This window comes from Nocardia sp. NPDC004123, from assembly GCF_053603795.1.
Window position 1 is genome coordinate 46,925 of sequence record NZ_JBSGGG010000027.1, and the last position, 22,332, is coordinate 69,256.

Annotated in this window: 22 protein-coding genes; 10 read left to right on the forward strand and 12 right to left on the reverse strand. The window is 68.7% G+C overall.

Going from position 1 to position 22,332, the window contains the following annotated elements; all coding sequences use genetic code 11:
* The first annotated feature begins 24 nt into the window (after positions 1-24).
* Entirely contained in the window at positions 25-1,848 is a 1,824-nt protein-coding gene (locus ACWEQQ_RS33810) for an ABC transporter substrate-binding protein/permease (protein ID WP_452351070.1), read from the forward strand.
* A complete protein-coding gene (locus tag ACWEQQ_RS33815) occupies positions 1,845-2,570 on the forward strand; it encodes an amino acid ABC transporter ATP-binding protein (RefSeq protein WP_379402948.1) in 726 nt (241 codons plus the stop codon). Before ACWEQQ_RS33810 ends, ACWEQQ_RS33815 begins: the two co-directional genes overlap by 4 nt.
* A gap of 41 nt (positions 2,571-2,611) precedes the next feature.
* Here ACWEQQ_RS33815 and ACWEQQ_RS33820 read toward each other — a convergent pair whose 3' ends face one another.
* On the reverse strand, positions 2,612-3,286 hold the full coding sequence (locus tag ACWEQQ_RS33820) for a glycoside hydrolase family 25 protein (protein ID WP_452341018.1): 675 nt from the start codon (positions 3,284-3,286) through the stop codon (positions 2,612-2,614).
* A gap of 130 nt (positions 3,287-3,416) precedes the next feature.
* Complete coding sequence (ggh, locus tag ACWEQQ_RS33825; RefSeq protein WP_452341019.1) at positions 3,417-4,757, reverse strand: glucosylglycerate hydrolase; 1,341 nt, start codon at positions 4,755-4,757, stop codon at positions 3,417-3,419.
* A gap of 154 nt (positions 4,758-4,911) precedes the next feature.
* On the opposite strand from ggh, the gene ACWEQQ_RS33830 reads away from it, so the two are divergent.
* The 3 genes from ACWEQQ_RS33830 (at position 4,912) to ACWEQQ_RS33840 (ending at position 7,411) form a co-directional block, all read left to right on the forward strand.
* Positions 4,912-5,616, forward strand: coding sequence for an SDR family oxidoreductase (locus ACWEQQ_RS33830; RefSeq protein ID WP_452351071.1), 705 nt, complete (start codon positions 4,912-4,914; stop codon positions 5,614-5,616).
* A 139-nt stretch (positions 5,617-5,755) separates the two neighbouring features.
* Complete coding sequence (locus tag ACWEQQ_RS33835; protein ID WP_452351072.1) at positions 5,756-6,559, forward strand: polysaccharide deacetylase family protein; 804 nt, start codon at positions 5,756-5,758, stop codon at positions 6,557-6,559.
* 57 nt (positions 6,560-6,616) lie between these two features.
* On the forward strand, positions 6,617-7,411 hold the full coding sequence (locus tag ACWEQQ_RS33840) for a polysaccharide deacetylase family protein (protein WP_452341022.1): 795 nt from the start codon (positions 6,617-6,619) through the stop codon (positions 7,409-7,411).
* 62 nt (positions 7,412-7,473) lie between these two features.
* Here ACWEQQ_RS33840 and leuS read toward each other — a convergent pair whose 3' ends face one another.
* Positions 7,474-10,347, reverse strand: coding sequence for a leucine--tRNA ligase (gene leuS / locus ACWEQQ_RS33845; protein ID WP_452351126.1), 2,874 nt, complete (start codon positions 10,345-10,347; stop codon positions 7,474-7,476).
* Positions 10,348-10,612: 265 nt separating this feature from the next.
* Between leuS and ACWEQQ_RS33850 the strand changes: the two genes are divergently transcribed.
* Positions 10,613-11,017: an SdpI family protein gene (locus ACWEQQ_RS33850; protein WP_452351073.1), complete on the forward strand. Its 405-nt coding sequence runs from the start codon at positions 10,613-10,615 to the stop codon at positions 11,015-11,017.
* Positions 11,018-11,020: 3 nt separating this feature from the next.
* On the opposite strand, the gene ACWEQQ_RS33855 is transcribed toward ACWEQQ_RS33850, so the two are convergent.
* The 5 genes from ACWEQQ_RS33855 to ACWEQQ_RS33875 are packed head-to-tail and all read right to left on the reverse strand — an operon-like array spanning position 11,021 to position 14,114.
* A complete protein-coding gene (locus ACWEQQ_RS33855; RefSeq protein WP_452351074.1) occupies positions 11,021-11,452 on the reverse strand; it encodes a GNAT family N-acetyltransferase in 432 nt (143 codons plus the stop codon).
* A gap of 14 nt (positions 11,453-11,466) precedes the next feature.
* On the reverse strand, positions 11,467-11,889 hold the full coding sequence (locus tag ACWEQQ_RS33860) for a hypothetical protein (protein WP_452351075.1): 423 nt from the start codon (positions 11,887-11,889) through the stop codon (positions 11,467-11,469).
* A gap of 7 nt (positions 11,890-11,896) precedes the next feature.
* A complete protein-coding gene (locus ACWEQQ_RS33865; RefSeq protein ID WP_452351076.1) occupies positions 11,897-12,247 on the reverse strand; it encodes a hypothetical protein in 351 nt (116 codons plus the stop codon).
* Positions 12,244-13,152 (reverse strand): DUF692 domain-containing protein, encoded by a 909-nt coding sequence (locus tag ACWEQQ_RS33870; RefSeq protein WP_452351077.1) that lies wholly within the window; start codon positions 13,150-13,152, stop codon positions 12,244-12,246. Before ACWEQQ_RS33870 ends, ACWEQQ_RS33865 begins: the two co-directional genes overlap by 4 nt.
* Positions 13,149-14,114: a TIGR04222 domain-containing membrane protein gene (locus ACWEQQ_RS33875; protein ID WP_452351078.1), complete on the reverse strand. Its 966-nt coding sequence runs from the start codon at positions 14,112-14,114 to the stop codon at positions 13,149-13,151. The genes ACWEQQ_RS33870 and ACWEQQ_RS33875 overlap by 4 nt, the downstream gene beginning before the upstream one ends.
* 104 nt (positions 14,115-14,218) lie before the next feature.
* Here ACWEQQ_RS33875 and ACWEQQ_RS33880 point away from each other — a divergent pair, with 104 nt between their 5' ends.
* Positions 14,219-15,187, forward strand: a complete 969-nt coding sequence (locus tag ACWEQQ_RS33880; protein ID WP_452351079.1) for a bile acid:sodium symporter family protein — start codon at positions 14,219-14,221, stop codon at positions 15,185-15,187.
* On the opposite strand, the gene ACWEQQ_RS33885 is transcribed toward ACWEQQ_RS33880, so the two are convergent.
* The 4 genes from ACWEQQ_RS33885 to ACWEQQ_RS33900 are packed head-to-tail and all read right to left on the reverse strand — an operon-like array spanning position 15,141 to position 19,775.
* Positions 15,141-16,340, reverse strand: coding sequence for an aminotransferase class I/II-fold pyridoxal phosphate-dependent enzyme (locus ACWEQQ_RS33885; protein WP_452351080.1), 1,200 nt, complete (start codon positions 16,338-16,340; stop codon positions 15,141-15,143). The genes ACWEQQ_RS33880 and ACWEQQ_RS33885 overlap by 47 nt on opposite strands.
* Positions 16,337-17,380: a 3-oxoacyl-ACP synthase III family protein gene (locus ACWEQQ_RS33890; RefSeq protein ID WP_452351081.1), complete on the reverse strand. Its 1,044-nt coding sequence runs from the start codon at positions 17,378-17,380 to the stop codon at positions 16,337-16,339. Before ACWEQQ_RS33890 ends, ACWEQQ_RS33885 begins: the two co-directional genes overlap by 4 nt.
* Before the next feature lie 10 nt (positions 17,381-17,390).
* On the reverse strand, positions 17,391-18,068 hold the full coding sequence (locus tag ACWEQQ_RS33895; RefSeq protein ID WP_354841125.1) for an SRPBCC family protein: 678 nt from the start codon (positions 18,066-18,068) through the stop codon (positions 17,391-17,393).
* Positions 18,069-18,071: 3 nt separating this feature from the next.
* A complete protein-coding gene (locus ACWEQQ_RS33900; RefSeq protein WP_452351082.1) occupies positions 18,072-19,775 on the reverse strand; it encodes a thiamine pyrophosphate-binding protein in 1,704 nt (567 codons plus the stop codon).
* Positions 19,776-19,913: 138 nt separating this feature from the next.
* Between ACWEQQ_RS33900 and ACWEQQ_RS33905 the strand changes: the two genes are divergently transcribed.
* The 3 genes from ACWEQQ_RS33905 (at position 19,914) to ACWEQQ_RS33915 (ending at position 22,263) form a co-directional block, all read left to right on the forward strand.
* Positions 19,914-20,417, forward strand: coding sequence for an EXLDI protein (locus ACWEQQ_RS33905; protein WP_452341033.1), 504 nt, complete (start codon positions 19,914-19,916; stop codon positions 20,415-20,417).
* Between the two features lie 119 nt (positions 20,418-20,536).
* Positions 20,537-21,496, forward strand: coding sequence for an ATP-binding cassette domain-containing protein (locus tag ACWEQQ_RS33910; protein WP_452351083.1), 960 nt, complete (start codon positions 20,537-20,539; stop codon positions 21,494-21,496).
* Positions 21,493-22,263 carry an ABC transporter permease gene (locus ACWEQQ_RS33915; protein ID WP_379384244.1) on the forward strand — a complete coding sequence of 257 codons (771 nt, stop codon included), beginning with the start codon at positions 21,493-21,495 and terminating at the stop codon, positions 22,261-22,263. Before ACWEQQ_RS33910 ends, ACWEQQ_RS33915 begins: the two co-directional genes overlap by 4 nt.
* Positions 22,264-22,332: the final 69 nt, after the last annotated feature.

Consider the following 22,332-nt stretch of genomic DNA (forward strand, 5'->3'; position numbering starts at 1 on the left):
CCACCCCCACTAGGGTGGTCTGCCATGGTTTCCTTGCGGCAGCGCTCAGGTCGTCCCCCGCGCCTGCTGGCATTGGCGGGAGTTGTGCTGGTCGGTCTGCTCGGCATCGTGACGCTCGCGGGCAGTGCCGGTGCCGATGATCGTGATCTGTGTTCGCCGCCCGGCCAGGCCGCGGCCAGCGCCGCACCGACCAATCTGGCCTCCGGACAGCAGAACGCGGGCGCGGACCGGTTCACCACCGCCACCACCGAGCCGCTGGCCAAGATCGATATCGGCAATCTCGGTCTGCTGACGCCCGGCAAGCTCAGTGTCGGCACCCTCTCCGACGCGCCGCCGAGCATCTGCGTCAACTCCAAGGGCGTGTTCACCGGCTTCGACAACGAGCTGCTGAAGGCCATCGGCGCGAAGCTCGGCCTGCAGGTGGAGTTCACCGGCACCGAGTTCGCCGGCCTGCTGGCCCAGGTCGCCAACGGCCGCTTCGACATCGGCTCGTCCAGCATCACCACCACCGACGCGCGGCGGCAGCTGGTCGACTTCACCAATGGCTACGACTTCGGCTACTTCTCGCTGGTGGTGCCGAACGGCAGTGCCATCAAGGGTTTCGCGGATCTGCACCGCGGCAATCGGGTCGGCGTCGTGCAGGGCACCGTGCAGGACGAGTACGTCGTCAACGAACTGCACCTGGACCCGGTGAAGTTCCCCGACTACAACACCGCCTACGCGAATCTGAAGACCGGCCAGATCGACGCCTGGGTCGCGCCGTCGCAGCAGGCCATCGGCGCCATCAAGCCGGGTGACCCGACCTCGATCGTGCAGAACACCTTCAGCGTCAACAACTTCACCGCCTGGGCGGTGCGGAAGGGGAATCAGCCGCTCACCGACGCGCTCAATGCCGGGCTGGACGCGGTGATCGCCGACGGCACCTACGCCGAGCTGTACGACGACTGGGTGCCGCGGGAGCTGCCGCCGGGCTGGAAGCCGGGCTCCAAAGCCGTTGCGGCGCCGCAGCTGCCGGACTTCGCCAAGATCGCGGCCGAGAACGCGGGCAACCGGCCCGACAACAGCGCGGTGCAACCGAAATCCACGGTGCAGCAGCTGAAGGACACCTTCTTCGACTGGTCGCTGTACCGCAAGGCCTTCCCGGACCTGATCAAGACCGGTCTGCCCAATACCTTGATCCTGGCGCTGGTCTCGGGCCTGCTGGGTTCCGTGCTCGGCATGCTGCTCGCGGTGGCGGGCATCTCCCGCACCCGCTGGTTGCGCTGGCCCGCACGGGTTTACACCGACATCTTCCGCGGCCTGCCCGCCGTGGTGATCATCCTGATCATCGGCCTGGGCGTCGGACCGGTGGTCAAGAACATCACCGGCAACAATCCCTACTGGCTGGGCGCGATCGCGCTGGCGCTGCTGGCCGCCGCCTACATCGGTGAGATCTTCCGCTCCGGCATCCAGTCGGTGGAAGCCGGGCAGCTGGAGGCCGCTCGCGCCATCGGTTTCGGCTACCGGCAGGCCATGACGCTGGTGGTGATCCCGCAGGGCGTGCGCCGGGTGCTGCCCGCGCTGATGAACCAGTTCATCGCCCTGATCAAGGATTCCTCGCTCATCTACTTCCTGGGCCTGCTGGCCACCCAGCGCGAACTGTTCGCGGTGGGCCGGGATCTCAACGCGCAGACCGGGAATCTGTCGCCGCTGGTGGCGGCGGGCCTGATGTACCTGCTGCTGACGGTGCCGCTCACCCACCTGGTCAACTACATCGACAAGCGCATGCGCGAGGGCCGTCCCCAGGGCGGGCACGATCCCGCGGACCCGGTCGAACAGGCCGTCATCACGGAAGGGCGTGGAGCATGAGTGCCTCCCTCACCGGCACCGGCCTGCGATTGACGCTGGGCCGCAACGAGATTCTGCGCGGCGTGGACGTGCACGTGGATGCCGGCAAGACCACCACGGTGATCGGGCCGTCCGGCTCCGGAAAGTCCACGCTGCTGCGGGTGCTCAACCGTCTGCACGAACCCGATTCCGGCGACATCCTGCTCGGCGGGAAGTCGGTGCTGGGCGAGAACCCGGACCGGCTGCGGCAGCGGATCGGCATGGTGTTCCAGCACTTCAATCTGTTCCCGCACATGACGGTCGCGGACAATATCGCGCTCGGCCCGCGCAAACTGCACGGCCTGTCCAAGGAGCAGGCGCGCACGCTGGCGGTCCAGCAGCTGGAGGCGGTCGGCCTGGCCGGCAAGGCGGATGTGCGCCCGGCCAACCTGTCCGGCGGTCAGCAGCAGCGGGTGGCCATCGCGCGGGCGCTGGCCATGAAGCCGGACATCATGTTCTTCGACGAGGCCACCTCGGCCCTGGATCCCGAACTGGTCAAGGGCGTGCTCGCGCTCATGTCCGAGCTCGCCGGGGGCGGGATGTCCATGATCGTGGTGACCCACGAGATGAGCTTCGCCCGTTCGGTTTCCGACCAGGTGGTGTTCATGGATCACGGCCAGGTGGTCGAAACCGGCAAGCCCGAGGCGCTTTTCGAGAACGCCGAAACCCCGCGGCTGCGCCAGTTCCTGTCGCAGGTGCTGTGAACAACCGCCCGGGGCAGGGATCACCACGCCTGCGGGCGCGGCTAGCTGCTGCCGCTGAAGGGCATGTTCGCGAAGCGGGCGAAATCACCCTGGGCGCCGCTGTAGACATTGAGGTCCACGGCTCCGCCGATGCCGGGGATATTGCCCGAGCTGGTGGTCTGCCAGAACGTCCACGTCGGCCAGCCGCCCGGCACCTCGGGCTTGTCATTGCCCCGGTAGTCGGCGATCCACAGCGGGTAGTTGGTGAACTGATTGGTATCGGCCATGGCCGTCTGCCAGAAGCGGGGATAGGTGTAGATGATCGGCATGCGGCCGGTCAGGGCCCGGACTGTGTTGAGATAGCGGTGGGTCCAGTCGATGAGCGCGGCGGGCGGCAGCCCGCCGGAGTCCTCGAGGTCCAGCACCGGCGGTAGGTCGAGCATCCCGTTCTGGCCGAGCACCATGGTCGAGTAGAAGGCGGCCTGGGGTTCCGGCGGCAGGTTCGGGCGCGCGAAATGGTAAGTGCCCCGCGCGACTCCGGCCACCCGCATGGCCAGGCTGTCCTGCACGAAGAACGGGTTCACGTAGCTGAGGCCCTCGGTGGCCTTGAGCATGGAGAACTCGTATCCGGCTCCGCGCACCGCGAACCAGTTGATGCCCCCGCCTCCCGGGTGTTGCCAGGAGGCCACATCCGGGCCGTCGATATCGGCGGCGGCCACCCCCACCGGGGTTGCCATGAGGATGCTTGTAGCTGCGACTGTGAGCGCTTTCATCAGCCTGCGTCCGGTCATGCCCCGAAAGACTAGGCCGATCGCCCGCTATGGCCGGGAAGGCAGGGCGGTGATGTTTGCCAATTGTTAACTCGAATCAGCCCAGCCAGTCCAGCACCGACGCGGCGGTCCAGGACTGCTGCATGCTGCCCAGCGGCTCGCCGGTGAAGGGCTCGTAGTACTCCGCGAAACTGCCGTCGCTGGCCTGCCGCAACCCCTCGGCGCGCAGCATGAACGAGCGTTCCGCCCAGCCGCGGCGGGCGAAGACCCAGGAGAACAGCCAGCTGATCACCGGCCACACCGGCCCGCGCCAGTACTCGCGTGGGCGAAAGTCCCTGGACACCGGGGAGGTCGAGGGCGGCAGCGCGTAGCGCAGATCCGGATGCCCGCACCAGCGCGGGCCCTCGAACAGGCGCAGCAGCCGCCGTTCGGCATCGCGCGGCAGCCCGCCGCTGAGCAGCGGCGCGAAGACGGCCAGGGTCTCGGTGTCGATCCACTGGTCCGCGCGCACATCGAAGTCGCGCGCCGCGCCGGTGCGGGCGTCGGTGGTGGCGACCACGCCCGCCCGGAAGTAGTCGGCCCACTCGTAGAGTTCGCGCACATCCGCGTGCGGCTGCTTGTAGTCCTCGCCGATATTGGCCAGCACATCGCAGGCCAGCGCGAAGATGGCGGTCACGAACACGTCCTCGACCGCGAAGCTCATGGTCGAGGCCAGCTGGTAGTCGTCGTAGCCGGCCCGGCGCATCTGCTCGACCAGCCACAGGTAGCGGTCGTACTCGCGGTCCGAGGGCCGCTGCGTCGGATCGCCCACCACCTGGGTGTCGGCGCGCTCGTAGGGCGGCAGGTCCGGACCGGGAATCACGTTCTCGTAGGCACGATCCCAGCGCGGCGAATTGTCCATGCCGGATTCCCAGCCGTGGTACAGCGTGATCCGGCCGTGCTGCTTGGGGTCACGGGCGTAGGCCAGCCAGCGGTGCCAGCGCATGAGATCGGGCCAGCGCCGGTTCAGGAAGTCCTCGGCGACCGCGCGGGTACTGCGGCCGTGCCGGCGCGAGTGATCCAGAATCCGTTGCACCGCAATGGCATGCACGGGCGGCTGGGTGATGCCCGAGGTGTCCGGGCCGTCGGGGGCGTCGGCGGCCAGGCGGCGGCACTCCCAGCGCGCGGGTCCGGGGAAGTAGCCGTCCACGCCATTGGCGAAGACGATGTGCGGAATCATCCCGTTGCGCCACTGCGCCGAGAGCAGGGTGTCGAGTTCGAGCGCGGCGCGCTCCACGCTGAGCGGGGCCAGGCCGACCGCCACGAAGGCCGCGTCCCAGCTCCACATATGCGGATACAGCTTGGGCGCGGCGCTGGTCATGGTGCCCAGGTCATTGCCGCGCAGCAGGTAGGCGGCGCGGGCCGCGAGCTGGGTGGGCGTGAATCCCGGGTGCGTCATCGCCCTATTCTGCGCCCCCACCCGCAGGTATGCGCGATGGACGGGTGGGTCCTGATCGCCAGATTGCACTTCGTTCGCCTTCTCGTGGATCAGCTAGCGGTGGTGTGCCCGACCGGAGCATCGCAGGCCGAGGTAACGCGGTTACGGTCATCACATGGCGAATTCCGCGAAGTCCAGCACCGACCAGCCGACCGCGCTGATCACCGGAGCCAGCCGGGGGCTCGGCGCGGCAATTGCCCGCGAACTGGCGCCCACGCATCGGCTGCTGCTGGGCGCGCGCACGCCCCGGGCCCTGGAACCGATACTGCGTGAACTGCCCGGCAGCGCCGGATGGCCGGTGGATCTCACCGACTACGCCGCGGTGGCGCGCGCGGTGGCGGGCATCGAACGGCTGGATGTACTGGTGCACAATGCCGGAATCGCCGACCTCGGAACGATAGCCGATTCCTCGGTGGCGCAGTGGCGGAATACGTTGGAAGCCAACCTGATCGCGGTCGCGGAGTTGACCAGGGTGTTGCTGCCAGCGCTGCGCGCCGCCAACGGCCATGTGGTGCTGATCAATTCGGGAGCCGGTCTGCGGGCCAATCCGGGCTGGGGCGTGTACGCGGCCAGCAAGTTCGGGCTGCGCGCCTTCGGCGACGCACTGCGCCTGGAGGAGCCCGCGCTGCGGGTGACCTCGGTACATCCCGGACGCATCGACACCGACATGCAGCGCGAGATCATCGCGGGGGAGGGCCGCGAGTACCGGCCGGGCGAATTCCTCAGGGCCGAAACGGTTGCCCGCGCCGTGCGGCAGGCCGTCGACACCCCGCGTGACGCGCATCCCACCGAAATCGTGCTCCGCCCCATCCCACACTGAGAGCAGCCTTAAATTCCGTCCTGAATTTCAATCATTTCGCACAGAATTGGTGCTCAGTTCACGGCGCGTAGATATAACGGGTAGGCCCTGCGAGGGAGGCGAGGCCGAGAAATATATATCTTCGGAGTGAACGACAGAGATGGATAGACGACAGCTGCTCGTGATGCTCGCGGCGGGCACTGCGGCGGCGCTGACCGGCTGCTCCGCGGAGTCCGGCCCCTCCCGCAAGGTGACGCCCCGCATCAGCGGACCCGCCGGAACGCCGTCGGCGGCACCGACTCCGAAGGCGCTCGCCGCGCCGCCGGCCGCGCAGAAATCCCGCATTCCCGCCGGGACGATTACCGGATTGCCCGGCACCGGCAATGATTTGGCACTCACCGTCGACGACGGCGCCGATCCGGCCGTGGTCGGCGCGTATATCAAATTCGCCAAGGACACCGGGGCGCGGTTCACCTTCTTCGTGACCGCGAATTACGACTCCTGGACCACGCACCGGGCCGAGCTGCGGCCGCTGGTGGACGCCGGGCAGATCCAGCTGGGCAATCACACCTGGGACCACCCGGATCTCACCAAACTGTCCGCCACCGAGGTGGCCACGCAGCTCACCCAGGCAAAGACATTCCTGCGCAACACCTTCGGCGTGGACGGGACGCCGTATTTCCGTCCTCCCTACGGCCGCCACAATGCTACGGTCGACAAGGTGGCAGCGGATCTCGGATACACCGTCCCCACCATGTGGTACGGCTCGCTGTCCGACTCCGGTGTCATTACCGAGGACTATCTGATCGAGTGTGCGCGAAAGTATTTCAACGCGCAGGCCATTGTCATCGGACATGCCAATCATCCCGCCGTGACGCACTGCTACGACCGTCTGGCCGAGATCATCCGGGAGCGCAACCTGTCCATGGTGACGCTCAACGATGTGCTGGTCTCACCGACGTAGCCGGTTTTCGCTGGGGGAGCGGAAGTTTCAACCGTAGTGAATTGAATGAGGGTCGCAATGGACAGACGACGGCTGCTGACGATGCTGGCGGCGGGTACGGCCGCCACCCTGCTGGGCACGGGCGAATCGCGCGCCGACTTCCCCTTCGACACCGGATCCGGCAGCGGAATCATTCCCCAGCTGCCCGGGATACCGCAGGTGACACCGGATTTCGGACCCAGGACGCCGATCGGGCCGGGCACCATCACCGCGTTGCCGGGCGCCGGAAACCATATGGCGCTCACCATCGATGACGGCGCCAGTTCCGAAACCATTCGCGGCTTCATCGATTTCGCCCGGGACACCGGGGCTCGGCTGACCTTCTTCGTGACCGCCTACTATCCCGGCTGGCTCGACCACCGGGATGTGCTGCGCCCCCTGGTCGACTCGGGTCAGGTCCAGCTCGGCAACCACACCTGGGACCACCCGGACCTGACCAAGCTGTCCGGCGGCGCCATCGCAGACCAGCTCGAGCGGTGCAAGGACTTCCTCTGGAACCAGTACGGCACCGACGGCACGCCCTACTACCGCCCGCCCTACGGCCACCACAACGGCAGCGTCGACGCCGTCGCCGCCGACTGCGGCTACACCGTCCCGACCATGTGGTACGGCACCCTGAACGACACCAATCCGGTGATCAACGACGGCATGCTCCTCGATGCCGCGCGCCAGTGGTTCCGGGCCCAGTCCATCGTCATCGGTCACGCCAACCGGCCGACGGTCACCCACCTCTACGACCAGCTCACCGACATCATCCGGGAACGCAGCCTGCAGCTGGTGACCCTCAACGACGTCCTGATCCCGCCCCGGTAGGACGGCGCCGCACATGCTTTCGGCCCGGTGCGCGGTGCGCACCGGGCCGAACGCCGGTCACCTCAGGCGACGATGTTCACCAGGCGGCCCGGCACCACGATGATCTTGCGCGGCGCCTTGCCGCCCAGCAGTTCCGCGATCTTCTCGTCCGCCAGCGCGGCGGCTTGGACCGCGGCCTGGTCGGCGTCGGCGGCGACGCTGACGCGGCTGCGGACCTTGCCGTTGACCTGGATCGGGTACTCGACCGAATCCGCCACCAGCAGTGCGGGATCCGCGACCGGGAAGGGGCCGTGGGCCAGGGCCGTGGTGTGGCCCAGGCGTTCCCACAGTTCCTCGGCCACGTGCGGGGACATCGGGGCCAGCATCAGGACCAGGGGTTCCACCAGCGTGCGGGGCGCGCCGTCGCCGTAGTTCTTGGTCAGGAAGTTGGTCAGCTCGATGAGCTTGGCGCCCGCGGTGTTGTCGCGCAGGTTGGCGTAGTCGTCGTCGACCCCGGCAATGGTCTTGTGCAGCAGGCGCAGGGCCTCGGCCGACGGCTCGCCGTCGGTGACCTTCACCGCGCCGGTCTCCTCGTCCACCACCAGTCGCCACACCCGCTGCAGGAAGCGGTGCGCGCCCACGACATCCTTGGTGGCCCAGGGCCGCGAGGTGTCCAGCGGGCCCATCGACATCTCGTAGAAGCGGAAGGTGTCGGCGCCGTACAGATCGCACATCTCGTCGGGGGAGATGGCGTTCTTCAGCGACTTGCCGATCTTGCCGTACTCCTGGAAGACCTCCTCCTCAACGCCGGAGGCATTGGTCCAGAAGAACTTTCCGTCCCGCGCCACGATCTCCGCGGCCGGCACGTAGGCGCCGCGCGCGTCTTTGTAGGCGTAGTCCTGGATGTAGCCCTGGTTGAACAGGCGGCGGTACGGCTCGGAGCCGGACACGTCACCCAGGTCGAAGAGCACCTTCTGCCAGAAGCGCGCGTACAGCAGGTGCAGCACCGCGTGCTCCACGCCGCCGACGTACAGGTCCACGCCGCCCGGATCCTTCGGGCCGTGCTCGGCCGTGCGCGGGCCCAGCCAGTACTGCTCGTTCTCGGGGGCGCAGAAGGTTTCGGTATTGGTCGGGTCGGCGTAGCGCAGCTGGTACCAGGAGCTGCCCGCCCAGTTGGGCATGACATTGGTGTCGCGGCGGTACTTCTTGACGCCGTCGCCCAGGTCCAGTTCGACGTGCACCCAGTCGGTGGCCTTGGCCAGCGGCGGGGACGGCTCGGAGTCGGCGTCGTCCGCGTCGAAGGTGACCGGCGCGAAGTCGTCCATCTCCGGAAGACGCACCGGCAGTATGGATTCCGGCAGCGCGTGCGGCGCGCCGTCCTCGTCGTAGACGATGGGGAACGGCTCGCCCCAGTAGCGCTGCCGCGCGAACAGCCAGTCGCGCAGCTTGTACTGGACGGTGCCCCGGCCGTGGCCGTTGGCCTCCAGTTCGGCGATCACCTTGGCCTTGGCGGACTCGATGTCCATGCCGTCGATGTAGCCGGAGTTCACCATGACGCCGTCACCGGCGTGGGCCCCCGCCGTGACATCGCCGCCCGCGACGACCTCGATGATGGGCAGGCCGAACGTGGTGGCGAAGTCCCAGTCGCGCGGGTCGTGGCCGGGGACGGCCATGATCGCGCCGGTGCCGTAGCCGCTCAGCACATAGTCGGCGATGAAGATCGGCACGCGCGCGCCGTTGACCGGGTTGGTGGCGTAGGTGCCCAGGAAGACGCCGGTCTTCTCCTTGTTCTCCTGCCGCTCCAGATCCGACTTGGCCGCGATCGACTTCCGGTAGGCCGCAACGGCTTCCACGGGGGTCTCGGCGTTGCCGAGGGTCCAGCGCGCATCGGTGCCGGACGGCCAGGTGGCGGCGGTCAGCTTGTCGACCAGCTCGTGCTCGGGGGCCAGCACCACGTAGGTCGCGCCGAACAGGGTGTCGGGGCGGGTGGTGAAGACCTCGATCAGATCCGCGCCGGCCTCGAACTTGACCTGCGCGCCCCGCGAGCGGCCGATCCAGTTGCGCTGCATGGCCTTCACGTTCTCCGGCCAGTCCAGCTCGTCCAGGTCGTCGACCAGGCGATCGGAGTAGGCGGTGATGCGCATCATCCACTGCCACAGGCGCTTACGGAACACCGGGAAGTTGCCGCGCTCGGAGCGGCCGTCCGCGGTGACCTCCTCGTTGGACAGCACGGTGCCCAGGCCCGGGCACCAGTTGACCATCGAATCCGTCTGGTAGACCAGGCGATGGGAGTCGATGGCGGCATTGCGCTCGGACGGGGACAGCTCGTTCCAGGCGCGGCCCGCGACGGCTTCCCGCTTGCCCGCCTCGAATTCGGCGATCAGATCGGCGATCGGCCGGGCCTTGCCCAGGCCCGTGTCGTACCAGGCGTTGTAGATGCGCAGGAAGATCCACTGCGTCCACCGGTAGTACTCGGGATCGGTGGTGGCGAAGGTGCGGCGGCGGTCGTGGCCCAGGCCCAGGCGGTCCAGCTGCCGCTGCATGGTGGCGATATTCGCCATGGTGGTGTCGCGCGGGTGCGCGCCGGTCTGCACCGCGTACTGCTCGGCGGGCAGGCCGAAGGCGTCATAACCCAGGGCGTGCAGCACATTCCGGCCGTGCATGCGGTGGTAGCGGGCGAAGACGTCGGTGGCGATGTAGCCCAGCGGGTGACCGACGTGCAGGCCCGCACCCGACGGGTACGGGAACATGTCCTGGATGAACAGCTTGTCGGCCGGGGTCTCGCCCTGCAGCGGGCCGACCGGGTTGGGCGCGTAGAAGGTACCGCGCTGCTGCCAGTTGCCCTGCCACTTCTGTTCGATGCGGCCGGCGAGGTCGGCGTTGTAGCGGTGTGCGGGAACGTCGCCGCCCCCACCCGCGGTCGCGGTGGGTGTTTCGGATGCACGGGTGTCCTGCACGGTCCTGCCTTCTTTGTCCAGCCAATCCCCGATAAGGTCGCTCACCAGGGTAAAACGTCGCCGTCGCTGTACCCAATCTGCCCTCCGCTTCGCTCCGGGCGGCTTCGCGGCGCTGAAAGTCTCGTTCTTCCCTCCTCCGCTTCGCTCCCCCGCTCCAAGCGCGGGGAGGCGGAGCGCAGTCCAGAACGAGACGCGCCGCGAAGCTGCGTAGTGGGGCCCGAGACGCTGGGCCGCAGAGAATTTGTCGCCGTGTACCGTGAGCCGGGTGTTGGTCGTGGCGCTGATCCTCTTTGTCCTCGCGGTTGTGGCCGTGGTCACGGGCGTGCTCGGATTCACCGGGACGCTGCCGGGCAACCGGTATTTCGGGGTGCACTCCGAGGCCGCGGTGAAGACCGAGGAATCCTTCAAGCTGGCCAACCGGGTGGCCGCGCCGACCTCCGTGGTGGCAGGGCTGCTGCTCGCGGCCGCCGGTGCGGTCGCGCTGGTCGCCGGCGGCATCGCGGCCCTGGTCGTGGCCGTGGTGGCCGTGGTCATCGCGGTGTTCACCCTCGGCGCCGGTGCGGCCGCCGCCGAGAAGGCGCTCGCCACCGCGTTCCCGGAGGAGAAGGTCGGCGGCTGTGGCAGCGCCTGCGGCGCCTGCTCGCTGCGGGACGCCTGCGAGCCCGCCTAGGCCTCAGTTCGCCAGCGACCTGCGCATCCAGATGTGCGGGATGCCCGCGTCCATGCCGATCTCGCCGTACGCCTCGTACCCGAGCTTCTCGTAGAAGCCCTGCGCGTGGGTCTGCGAATGCAGTTCGACCGCGGCCAGACCGCGTTCGCGCACCCGCTCCTCGATGGCCCGCACCAGCGCCACGCCGAGTCCGGTGCCGCGCGTGTCCGCCAGCACCGCCAGCCGCCCGAGCACCCCGACACCGCCCCGCACGATCAACCGCCCGGCCCCGGCCGGCCTGCCGTCCAGCCGGGCCAGGAAATGATCGGCCGTCTCGTCGAGTTCGTCGATCTCGATGTCCGCGGGCACGCCCTGCTCGTCCACGAAGACCTTCATGCGCACCGCGTAGGCGTCGGCTAGTTCCTGCTCGGTGCTGACGGTGACGACTTCGATCATGGGCCCAGCTTGCCTCAATGACCCGGATCACTTGCCGAGGGATCGCCCGCGCACGCGGGCGGCGGGATGCTGCGCGCGAGCGGGATCCCTTTCGGATTCACGTACAAAACGGTCAGTTTCACCGGTCGCGGGCCGCTGTTGCGGGCCAGGTGTGCGTGCCCGGGACCGCTCGGCTCCCGGAAGACCTGCCACGGCCGGATGGTGACCGGGGTGCAATCGGCCTTCGGATGATCGAGCGCACCGCCGGTGACCAGCACGAAAAGGGTCCCGTCGTGGTAGTGCCACCCGGACTGCCCGCTGGGCGCGAGGACCGTCTGGCGCAGCACGAAATCCCAGCGCGCCAGCCCGAATCGAAGCAGGATCCGGCTGGCCGTCCGGGTCGCCGGGGCCGGATTCGGCCGGTAGCCGTGGTGTGGATCGCGCGTGAGGAAGGCCACCCACACATCATCGTCCGCGGTGGCCGGGCCACCGTGGCCGCCTGCCGGGTCGCGGCCGCGGATCGGGTAGTCCGAGGTCGCGGGCGAAGGCGGCGGCATCCTCGGTGGTGGTGGTCTTCGGCCGGGTGCGCGCCCAGTCCAGGTAGCGGGCCCGGAAATCGGGCCCGGCGGCCTGCGCCAGGCGCGGGAACCGCCGCGCCACCTCCTCGGCCCGCTTGTGCAGCAGGCCGTGCGCGGTGGCGGCGAGATCGTCCGGGTCGAAACCGGGCGGCGGCAGCGCGCCGGCGACCAGCGCGCGCACCACGGCCGCCTGCTGCTCGGCGAGTGTCCCTGCCGTCCGGGCCGATTCGATGGTCATGCCGGGATCGCCTCCGGGCGCAGGGTGATGGGCGGGCGGCCGGAGGCGGTGGCGATGGCGTTCAGTTCGGCGGTGAGTTCGGCTGCGGGCGGGTAGTTTCCGTCGCGTTCCAGCATGAGGGGGACGGCGCGGCCGACCGTGAACTCGGCGACCAGGGCCAGCACCTCGGCGGGGACGGGATGGACATGGGTGTCGATATAGCGGCCGCCGGACTCGTGGCCGCCCGCGATATGGCAGTAGGCCACCCGCTCGGCGGGCAGGCGCGACAGCTCCGTGAGCGGATCACGTGACGTATTGCGGGCATTGGCATAGACATTCGCGATATCGAGCAGGAGATGGACGCCCGTGCGCTCGACGAGCTCCTGCAGGAATTCCGCCTCGGTGTACTCGGCGTGCGGCCATTCGAACAGCGCCGCGATGTTCTCCACCGCCAGCGGCACATCCAACTGCCGACTCGCACGAAAGATATTGCGCTCCAGGGCGTCCAGCGCCTCGCGGGTGCGCGGCACCGGCAGCAGGTGCCCGGCTTCCAGGCCGCCTGCGCGCACGAAGGCGATATGCTCGCTCACCAGCGGCGAACCCAGGGCCCGTGCGCAGTCGGCGAGATGGGCGACCCGCCGGTCGTCCACCGCCTCCGCACCGCCCAGCGACAGCGAAATACCGTGCGGCACCGCGGGAATGCCCCGGGCCACCAGCGCGGCCAGCTCCTCGGGCACGTCGACGCCGGGCCGGGCACCGCGACCGCGCCGGAGGAATACGCCGGCCCGGCCGCCGGAATCCCTGGGCGCCAGCGTTTCCGCGATGACCTCGCAGAATCCGATGCCCTCCAGCGCCGCCACCAGACCGCAGATCTCGCGCCGCCAGCCGATGCCCAGCGACCCCTCGGGAAGCGGTGAACCGGTCATCCGCCGCAGCCTCCTCCGCAGCTGCTGCCGCAACTGCTACTGCTGCCGCAACTGCTACTGCTGCCGCAGCTACTGCCGCTGCTGCAACTGCTACTGCCACTGCTGCAGGTGCTTCCGCTGTCGCTGCCGCAGGAGCTGCCGTCACTACCGCCACCTCCGGCGACCACGCTGGCTGCCCCCGCGAGCGCCGGGTCGAGGGTCCACAGCACCAGCCCGCCGTAGAGCGCGACGGCCAGTGCGGCACTGTCGGGTCCGTAGGCGGAATAGGCGGGCGAGTTGGCGGGCCGCAGGTGCCGGTTGCCGGCCTGGGCGGCGGCGAGGGCGTCACGCCCGCGCTGTGTCAGGCGGGGCGGCCGGCCCACCATGACGGTGAGGACCGCCAGCACGATCATGGCGAGCACCAGGAAACTGACCGCATGATGGGTGGCCGCGCCCGCGATCAGCCGGACCAGTCCGAGCACGAGCAATACGAACAGCGGAAACCGCGCTGTCCGCAGGGCTTTTCGCTGCTTCTCGCCGAACAGATAGCCGCGCTCGGTGAGGTCGCCGCGCATCGTCATCGACACCCCGGCGGTTCCCACGAGCATGCCGGGCATGCGTGCCTGCCCGGATCTGTGCAGGTGCGCATGCAGCGCGCGGGAGATCGGATCCAGCTGCTGTTCCTCGGCGGCGGTCAGCGGCCGGACCGGCGCGCCGGTGGAGTCGATGATCTGGTGGCCGCGCAATTGCGCCAGCCCGGCCAGCACCGGACGCCGGTCGTCGACCAGCATGGCGGTTTCGCTGGGGCGCAGCGGTTCGCCCGGTGGCCAGGCCGGGTCGATCGCGCGCATGACCGCCGCGCGCCGTGCGTAGCCGAACGCGATGGCCGACAGGCCGGCGAGGACATAGAACAGGAGGAAGGCCGGGCCGGATATCCCCCACGTATCGGTTGCGGCCGCGGCCGCGTCGGTCCGAAGGACCATGGCGATTCCACCTCGGGAGTCGTCGTGACTGTCGATCACCACCAGTATCGCGGTAGCGCGGGTGCTGTGTTATCCCAAAGAAGCATGGTGTTTAGCCTGTTTCGGTGCGATTTCTCAGCAAGTTCTACATAGACGGGTTCATCCTGTCGATCCTTGCGATGGTCGTCCTCGCCAGTATCTTCCCGGCTCGGGGCGAGGCGGCCGAGGTCGTGAGCTGGCTGACGAAGATCGCCATCGGATTTCTGTTCCTGCTCTACGGCGCGCGCCTGGCGCCGCAGGAGGCGATCGCGGGCCTCAAGCACTGGCGGCTGCACCTGACCGTCCTGGTCTGCACCTTCGTGCTCTTCCCCGTGATCGGTCTCGCCGCCCGGGTGCTGGTGCCGCACGTGCTGACCAGCGATCTCTACACCGGTGTGCTGTTCCTGTGCCTGGTGCCGTCGACGGTGCAGTCCTCGATCGCCTTCACCTCCATCGCCAAAGGCAATGTGGCGGGCGCGATCGTGAGCGCCACGGTGTCGAACCTGCTGGGCGTCTTCCTGACTCCCGCACTCGTGATCCTGTTCATGAACACCACCGGGCAGGCGAGCGTGGACCCGTCCGCGGTGGTGGACATCGTGCTGCAGCTACTGGTGCCGTTCTTCCTGGGCCAGCTGATCCGGCCGAAGGTCGCGGGTTTCCTGGCCCGCTACGCCGAGCCCACCAAGCTGGTGGATCGCGGGTCCATCCTGCTGGTGGTCTACAGCGCCTTCAGCGCGGGCATGGTCGAGGGCATCTGGCATGCCATGTCGCCGTGGCGGATTCTGCTGCTGGCCGTGGTGTGTTGCGCGATTCTGGCCATCGTGCTGGTGGCGACCGGATTCCTGGGCGAGGCGGTGCGATTCGATCGCGCCGACCGGATCGTGGTGGTGTTCTGCGGATCCAAGAAGAGCCTGGCCACCGGGCTGCCCATGGCGACGGTGCTGTTCGCGGGGCATTCGGTGGGCCTGGTCGTGTTGCCGCTCATGATGTTCCACCAGATTCAGCTGATCACGTGTGCCGCCCTCGCGCAGCGGTGGGCTCGTAGCGCGCCGTGAGCGAGAGCAGCCGGCTGTCGTCGCGCCGCAGCGAACGGGTGCCCGCCGAGGGCCGGGCGGCCAGCGCGTGCAGCACGGCCCGGTCCGAACCCGGATCGCCCACCGCGATGCGGGCGCTGCCGTCCGGGTAGCGCTTGGCCACGATCCCGGCGCGCGCCAGCGCGGGCGCGATATCGCGGCCGGGCAGGTACAGGAAGTTGGCGCTGCTGCGCGGCACCCGGATGCCGCCGCGCCGCAGTTCGGTGCGCAGTAGTTCGCGCTCGGTGGTGATGCGCAGAATCCGTTCGCCCAGTTCGGCTTCCGCGGCATAGGAGGCGCGCACCGCGGCGACCGCGAGGGCGGGCACCCCGAACGGGAGTTGCAGCCGATGCACCCGGTGCACCAGTTCCGCCGCACCGAACGCGTAGCCGATGCGCAGCCCGGCCAGTCCGTAGGCCTTGGAGAAGGTGCGCAGCACCAGCACATTGGGGTGCCGGTCGACCAGCTCGACGGCGTCGAGAGAGTCGCTCGCGCCGAGGAATTCGACGTAGGCCTCGTCCAGTATCACCGGCACCCGGGACGGGATCGAGCACAGGAACGCCTTCACTTCGCTGGCCGGGAGCACGGTTCCGGTCGGATTGTGCGGACGGCACACCGCGATCATCCCGGTGCGCTCGTTCACCGCGCGGGCCATGGCCCACAGGTCCTGGCGGCCGTGGCCGTCCAGCGGCACCGCCACCGGTCGCAGCCCGGTCATGGTCGCCATGATCGGGTAGCCGTCGAAGGTCGGTGTGGCGTAGACGAATTCGGTTCCGGCGCGGGGGAGGGTCTGCATGATCTGCATGGCCACCCCGGTCGCGCCGGAACCGACCACCACCTGGTCGGCCGCGACGCCGAGGTGGTCGGCGATCAGCCGCGGCAGCCGCCGGGGCAGGAATTCCGGATACCGGTTCGCCTTGCCGAGGCAGTCGTCGAGCGCGGCGACCACCGAAGGCAGTGGCGGAAAGGGGTTTTCGCTCAGGCTCAGGTCGTAGCGGATGGTGTCCGCGCCGTGCGGGTCGACGGTGGCGGGGTAGCCCGCCACCTCGGAACCGCGCAATCCCGTCGGCCAGGACACCGGCGCCCCGATCCGCGCCGCGGGCCGCCTGTGCTCGCCCGCACCGGGGCGGGTCATCGGGCCGCGCCCCAGCGGACGGCCGCCGCCCCCGCGAAGTCCCCGGCGTGCGCGAACGCCGCCATCAGCACCACCGAGCCGTTGCGCAGCCGCCCGGCCCGGTTCTCGGCGTCCAGGGTCACGGGAATGCCTGCGGCGAACAGGTTTCCGCAGCTGTCGAAGGTGTCCGGGTGCCGTTCGGGCGGCAGTTCCATCGCCTCGTTCCAGTTGCGCAGGAACAGCCGGTTGGGCTGGTTGGTGACGAAGGTGTCGATATCGCGGGACTTCACCCCGATGCGCCGGCACACCGCGTGCGCCACCTCGGGCACCAGCCGGTTGCCGCGCGTCATCACCTTGGCCACCTTGGATTCGGTGAAGGTGACGCAGCCCTGGCCCTCGCCCGGCTCCCAGTACTTGCGTTCGCCGTTGGTGCTGAACTCCATGTCGCCCGCGAACTCCGGATAGGTGCGGCACTCGATATCGAGGATCGGCGCGGAGTTGTTCTTCACGAGCAGCCCGACCCCGCAGCCGTCGCCTGGGACGGGGGCCTGCGCGAGCCCGCGGATATCGGGCTGGGTGAACACCGGGCCCGCGCAGTTCTGGGTGCAGGCGATGAGCGCGGTGCGCGCGTCGGTCGTCTGCAGGATCATGCGGGCCATCCACATCATGTGGACGAAGGCCGCGCAGCCGCCGTTGTGCATGTCGAACACCCAGCGCGGCTTCATATTCAGCCGGCGTGCCACCTCCGGCCCGGCGCCCAGCACCGGATTGTCGGGGAGCTGGGTGTGGGTGAGAAGGATGTCGACATTCGAGATCTCCAGTGCCCCATGGCGTTCGATCAGGGGTGCGACGGCTCGCTCCACCATGTCCACGGCGGTCTCGTCGCGGCCGATGTGATGGCGGCCCCTGGGGGCCCGGAACATCACGTTCTTGGCCATCCGGTCCGAGCGGGAGAACTGGGTGAAGTACTCGGTGCCGACCGGGTCACCGGGCAGGTAACCGGCGACATCGACCAGACTGACAGGCGGCGCCATCCGGAGGGCGGGGTCGGTGAAGTCCATGGCGTTCAGCTCACTTCTCTTCCGAGGGATTCAGCATCCAGTCGGGCTTGATGGGCAGCCCGTGCGAGGCGCGGTATTCCGCGATGGCCCTGAGGTTGTCGAGCTCCAATTGGTGCCCGGCGGAGAACATCTCCCAGAAGTCGCCCACCCACACCTTGCGCTTGTCCGGCGCGGTGTCCTGGTAGGGGTTCCTGTCATAGAACGGGTGGTGGCAGTTCGTCCACAGCACCACCGAACCGGGCTTGTCGAACACCACCTGGGCGTCGACCACCCGCATCAGGTAGACCATCCACAGGTGGTCGCTCTGGTCCCAGGCGCAGTGGTAGTCCACCGTCATGGCGTCGGGATTGGCGACGGTGCGGGTGTAGATCTTGGTGCTGTCACCCAGCCGATCGTGCGACACCCACAGCCCGGGCTCCTCGGTCTCGGTGAATCCGCGCAGGCTGTAGGTCCATTCCTCCAGGCACCGGGTGTCGGCGAGGTACTCGTACAGCTCCCGTGGCGGGGCCGCGATGAACCCCTGGACCGGGCAGAAGTCGCCGAAGATCTGGTCGTGCGGATACACCGATCGCAGCATGTCCAGGATGATCGGGGTGGTGGCCTCGCGATCGGAATTCTCGATGCGCAGCAGGCCGGGCAGGACGGCTTCCGGAATGTCACTGAGGGCGGGCAGGGCGCTGGTGGTCACGGGTTACCTCCTGGGTGGCGTCAGGAACGGTGTGAACGGCGGGATCTCGTCGGGATCGCAGTCGATCGCGACGAACGACGGTCCCGGGCGGTCGGCGCAGTGCCGCAGTGCCGCGGCGAGCTCGGCCCGGTTCTCCGGTGCGTGGGTGCACAGATCCGGGAACATGGCGGCCATCCCCGCGCCCGGATACGCGGGACGAAACCTGTTGAAGCTGTAGCGATCCCCGTAGTACAGCTGCTCGCGCGTGACGCACATGGCGTGCGCGTTGTTGTTGAGGACGATGAAGGTGATCGGCAGCCGGTGTTCGACCGCGGTGTGAATCTCCATGCCGTGCATGAAGAATGCTCCGTCGCCCGCGATGACGTAGGTGCGCCGCTGCCCGCCGGCCGGGTGGCGGCGCCGGGCGAAGGCCGAGCCGATCCCGGCCCCGAAGGCATAGCCCATGCCGCCCATGCCGAGCGCCACCGTGAAGCGCCCGTGCCGCGGCAGCCGCAGGTGGTGCACCACGGCCGCACCGGTATTGCCGGCGTCGGCGAAGACGTCCGAACCCGCGGGCAGCGCGTCGTTGATGGTGTCCACCACCTCGCGATAGCGCAGCCCGGGACCGTCGGAGGGTGGTACGGGCAGCGGGGTCAGGGTGGGCTCGCCGGACGGGTGCGGGCGCAGCGGGATGATCCGCGCCCCGGTTTCGCCGTCGCCGGAATCCAATTCGCCGATCAGCTCGGCGAGGGTCTCGGCCAGGTCGTTGCTGTGTGCGTGCCCGGCGGGCAGGAACGGCGGCAGCGCGCCGATGCTGGCCAGCGGCACCGCCGCGAGCGCGTCCTCCATCCCGGCCCGGGCGGTGACCGGCATGCGGGTCCCGATCAGCAGGCACAGCTCCGCGCCGCGCAGGGCGTCGAGCAGTTCGGGGTTGCCCATGCTGCCCGCGACGCCGCAGCAGCCGGGGTCCGCGTGGTGGTAGACGTCCTTGGCGTCGGGTGCGACCCCGACGGCGGCGTCCACGGCGGCGGCGAAGGCGGCCAGCTCGTCGCGGGCGTCGTCGCGGGCCACCTGGTCCCCGGCGATGATCACGATCTTGCCGACCGCCCGGGCGCCGCGCACGGTGTGCAGCACCCGCCACAGGTTCTCGATGTCGCGGCGGTAGGGTCGCGCGGGCGGCACGAAATTCGGGGCGACCAGGTCGGCCTGCTGAATGTCCTTGGGCAGCAACAGCACCGCGGGCCCGCCCCGGCGGGCGGCGGAGACCGCGCGGGCGAGGTGAGCGGGCAGGTCGGCGGGGGCCTCGACACGGGCACAGTAGTGCGAGATCGGCGTGTAGAGCGCGACCGCGTCGAAGGCGCCGGCCTGCCCGCTCGTGTCCTGGAAGGCGCCCTTGCCCTCCAGGACGGTCGGGGGCTGCCCGATCAGCGCCAGCACCGGCACCCGGGAGGCGAACGATTCGGCCAGCCCGGCGACGAGGTTCACGGCGCCGCCGCCGGAGGTCGCGCACACGACACCGAGGCCGGAGGTCGAACGCGCATACCCGTCGGCCATGGTGGCCGCGCCGAACTCGTGCTTGGCCACCACGGCGGTGATCAGATCCCGATGGTCGAAAGCCGCGTCGTAGAGGTCTTCGATATTTGCTCCGTCGACGCCGAACAGGTGCCGTACGCCCAGCGCCGATACCGCCCTGACCAGCTGGTCAGCGACCCGTGTGCCGCTACGCATGGGCGCGTCCTTTCCGGTGGCAGCCACCGGTGCCCGAGTGCCTTCAACCGGGATACGGATGCGAGTCTTCAGCGGTTCAATCACCGCGTTTCGCCACAGGTCTTGCCGTGTATGTATACGTCTACGTATAGTTGGTGCATGCCGAACAAGACGATTTACGTATCCGATGATGACCTGAAGCTGTTTCAGCGCGCGCAGGAGCTGGTGGGGGGCAATCTGTCGGGCGCGATCGTGACGGCACTGCGGCGCTTCATCGAGCTCGAGGAGGGCCGGCAACAGGGCTACGACGAGGTGGTCCTGAAGGTGGGCAAGGACGGCACCCGGCAGGTCCGGTTCTCCGGCACCCTGCTCACCCACTGGCACCAGATGGCCAACGAGCGCATCGAGGACATCCGGGTGTACCGCACCCGCAAAGGCGCGTATGCGGTGCACAGCCACTTCTCCAACTGGTCGGAGTTTCCGACCGACACCAATTGGCGCCAGTGGCGTCGCTTCCTCGGTCTGGGCGAACAGGATTGGGGCGATTTCGCCCTCGAGGTCTACGACACCATCCAGGACCTGGAGGGCAAGATTCCCGATCGCCTCTACGCCCGCGTCGTGGACGCCACCGAGCACTCGCAGGTCGAGGACCTCGATATCTGATCGAAAAACCCTGTAGCACAACTGAATAACTGACCCGAAGAAACTTTGATCGCAAGCCTCGGCGGTCACGGCCTGGATGACGTATGCATTCATGCCTATCTATTGATGAGAGGGGAGACATGTACAACGACCCTGCACCGGCAGCCATCACGGTCACCGGCCTCTGCAAATCCTTCGGTGAGCACATCGTGCTCGACCGCATCGACTTCACCGTCCCGGAGGGCAGCGTCTTCTCGCTGCTCGGCCCCAATGGCGCGGGCAAGACCACCACGGTCGAGATCCTGTCCACCCTGAAACGCGCCGATGGCGGCGAGATCAGCGTCGGCGGTTTCGATCCCGCCACCCAGCCCGACGGCGTGCGCTCGATCATCGGGGTCACCGGCCAGTTCTCGGCCGTGGACGAACTGCTCACCGGCCGCGAGAACCTCATTCTCATGGGCGACCTGCACCACCTGCCGCGCACCGAAAGCCGCAGGCTGGCAGCGGAACTGCTGGCCACCTTCGATCTGGAGGAGGCCGCCGACAAGATCGCCTCGAGCTACTCCGGCGGCATGACCCGCCGCCTGGACCTGGCCATGACCCTGGTCGGCGATCCGCGCATCATCTTCCTCGACGAGCCCACCGTGGGCCTGGATCCGCGCAGCCGCCGCGGCATGTGGGACATCATCCGCGACCTCACCGCGCGGGGCGTCACCATCTTCCTCACCACCCAGTACCTGGAAGAGGCCGACCAGCTGGCCGACCGCATCGCCGTGCTGCACCAGGGGCAACTGGTCGCCCAGGGCACCGCCGATCAGCTCAAGCGCATGGTGCCGGGCGGCTACATCCGCCTGGACTTCGGCGAGCGCGCCGAATTCGAATCCGCCGCACGGCTTTTCGGTGCTGCCGCGCAGGTCAACGGTGACCTCACGCTGGCCATTCCGAGCGACGGCGCGGTGCGCTCGGTCCGCGAGGTGATCGACCGCCTCGACGCCGCCCGGGTGGAACCCGCGGGCCTGTCCGTGCACACCCCCGACCTCGACGACGTCTTCCTGGCCCTCACCGGCGGCCACGCTCCCGAGAAGGAGACCTCCAAATGACCACGCTGACCACGTCGTTCGCCGATTCGAAGACCATGCTGCGCCGGAACCTGGTGCACGCCAAGCGGTATCCGGGCATGACCTTCTCCCTGATCATCATGCCGGTGTTCCTGCTGCTGTTGTTCAACTACGTGTTCGGGGGTGCGCTGAAATCGGCCACCGGCGGCCGGTACATCGACTACCTGACGCCCGGCATGATGCTCATCATCCCGGCGTACATGGTCGCGGGCGTCGCGGTCGGCATGGCCACCGATATGACCAAGGGCATCATCAATCGCTTTCGCACCATGCACTTCTCGCACGCCTCGGTGCTCACCGGGCAGGTGGTCGGCACCCTGATCCAGGGCATGCTGGGCGTCGTCGCCATGACGCTGATGGCCGTGGCCATCGGCTTCCGGCCGCACGCCGGCGTGGTGGAATGGCTGGCGGCCCTCGGACTCATCGGCCTGACCGTCTTCGCGCTGAACTGGCTCGGCGTCGGCTTCGGCCTGATCGCCCAGACCCCGGAGAGCGCGTCCAATATGCCCATGCCGATTCTGTTCCTGCCCTTCCTGGGCAGCGGCCTGGTGCCGACCGACACCATGCCGGCCGGTGTGAAGCAGTTCGCCGAGTATCAGCCCTTCACCCCGATCACCGAGACCCTGCGCGGGCTGCTGATGGGCGGGCCGATCGGGCACAACGGCATCCTGGCCATCGGCTGGTGCGTGGTGATCGGCGTGTTCGGATACTTCTGGTCCACCACGACCTTCCGGCGCAAGACCCGGTAGTCACGGTGCCGGTCGGGTAGTCAGGCGCCGGACGGCGCGCTCCCACGCGGGGCGCGCCGTTCGCGCGTG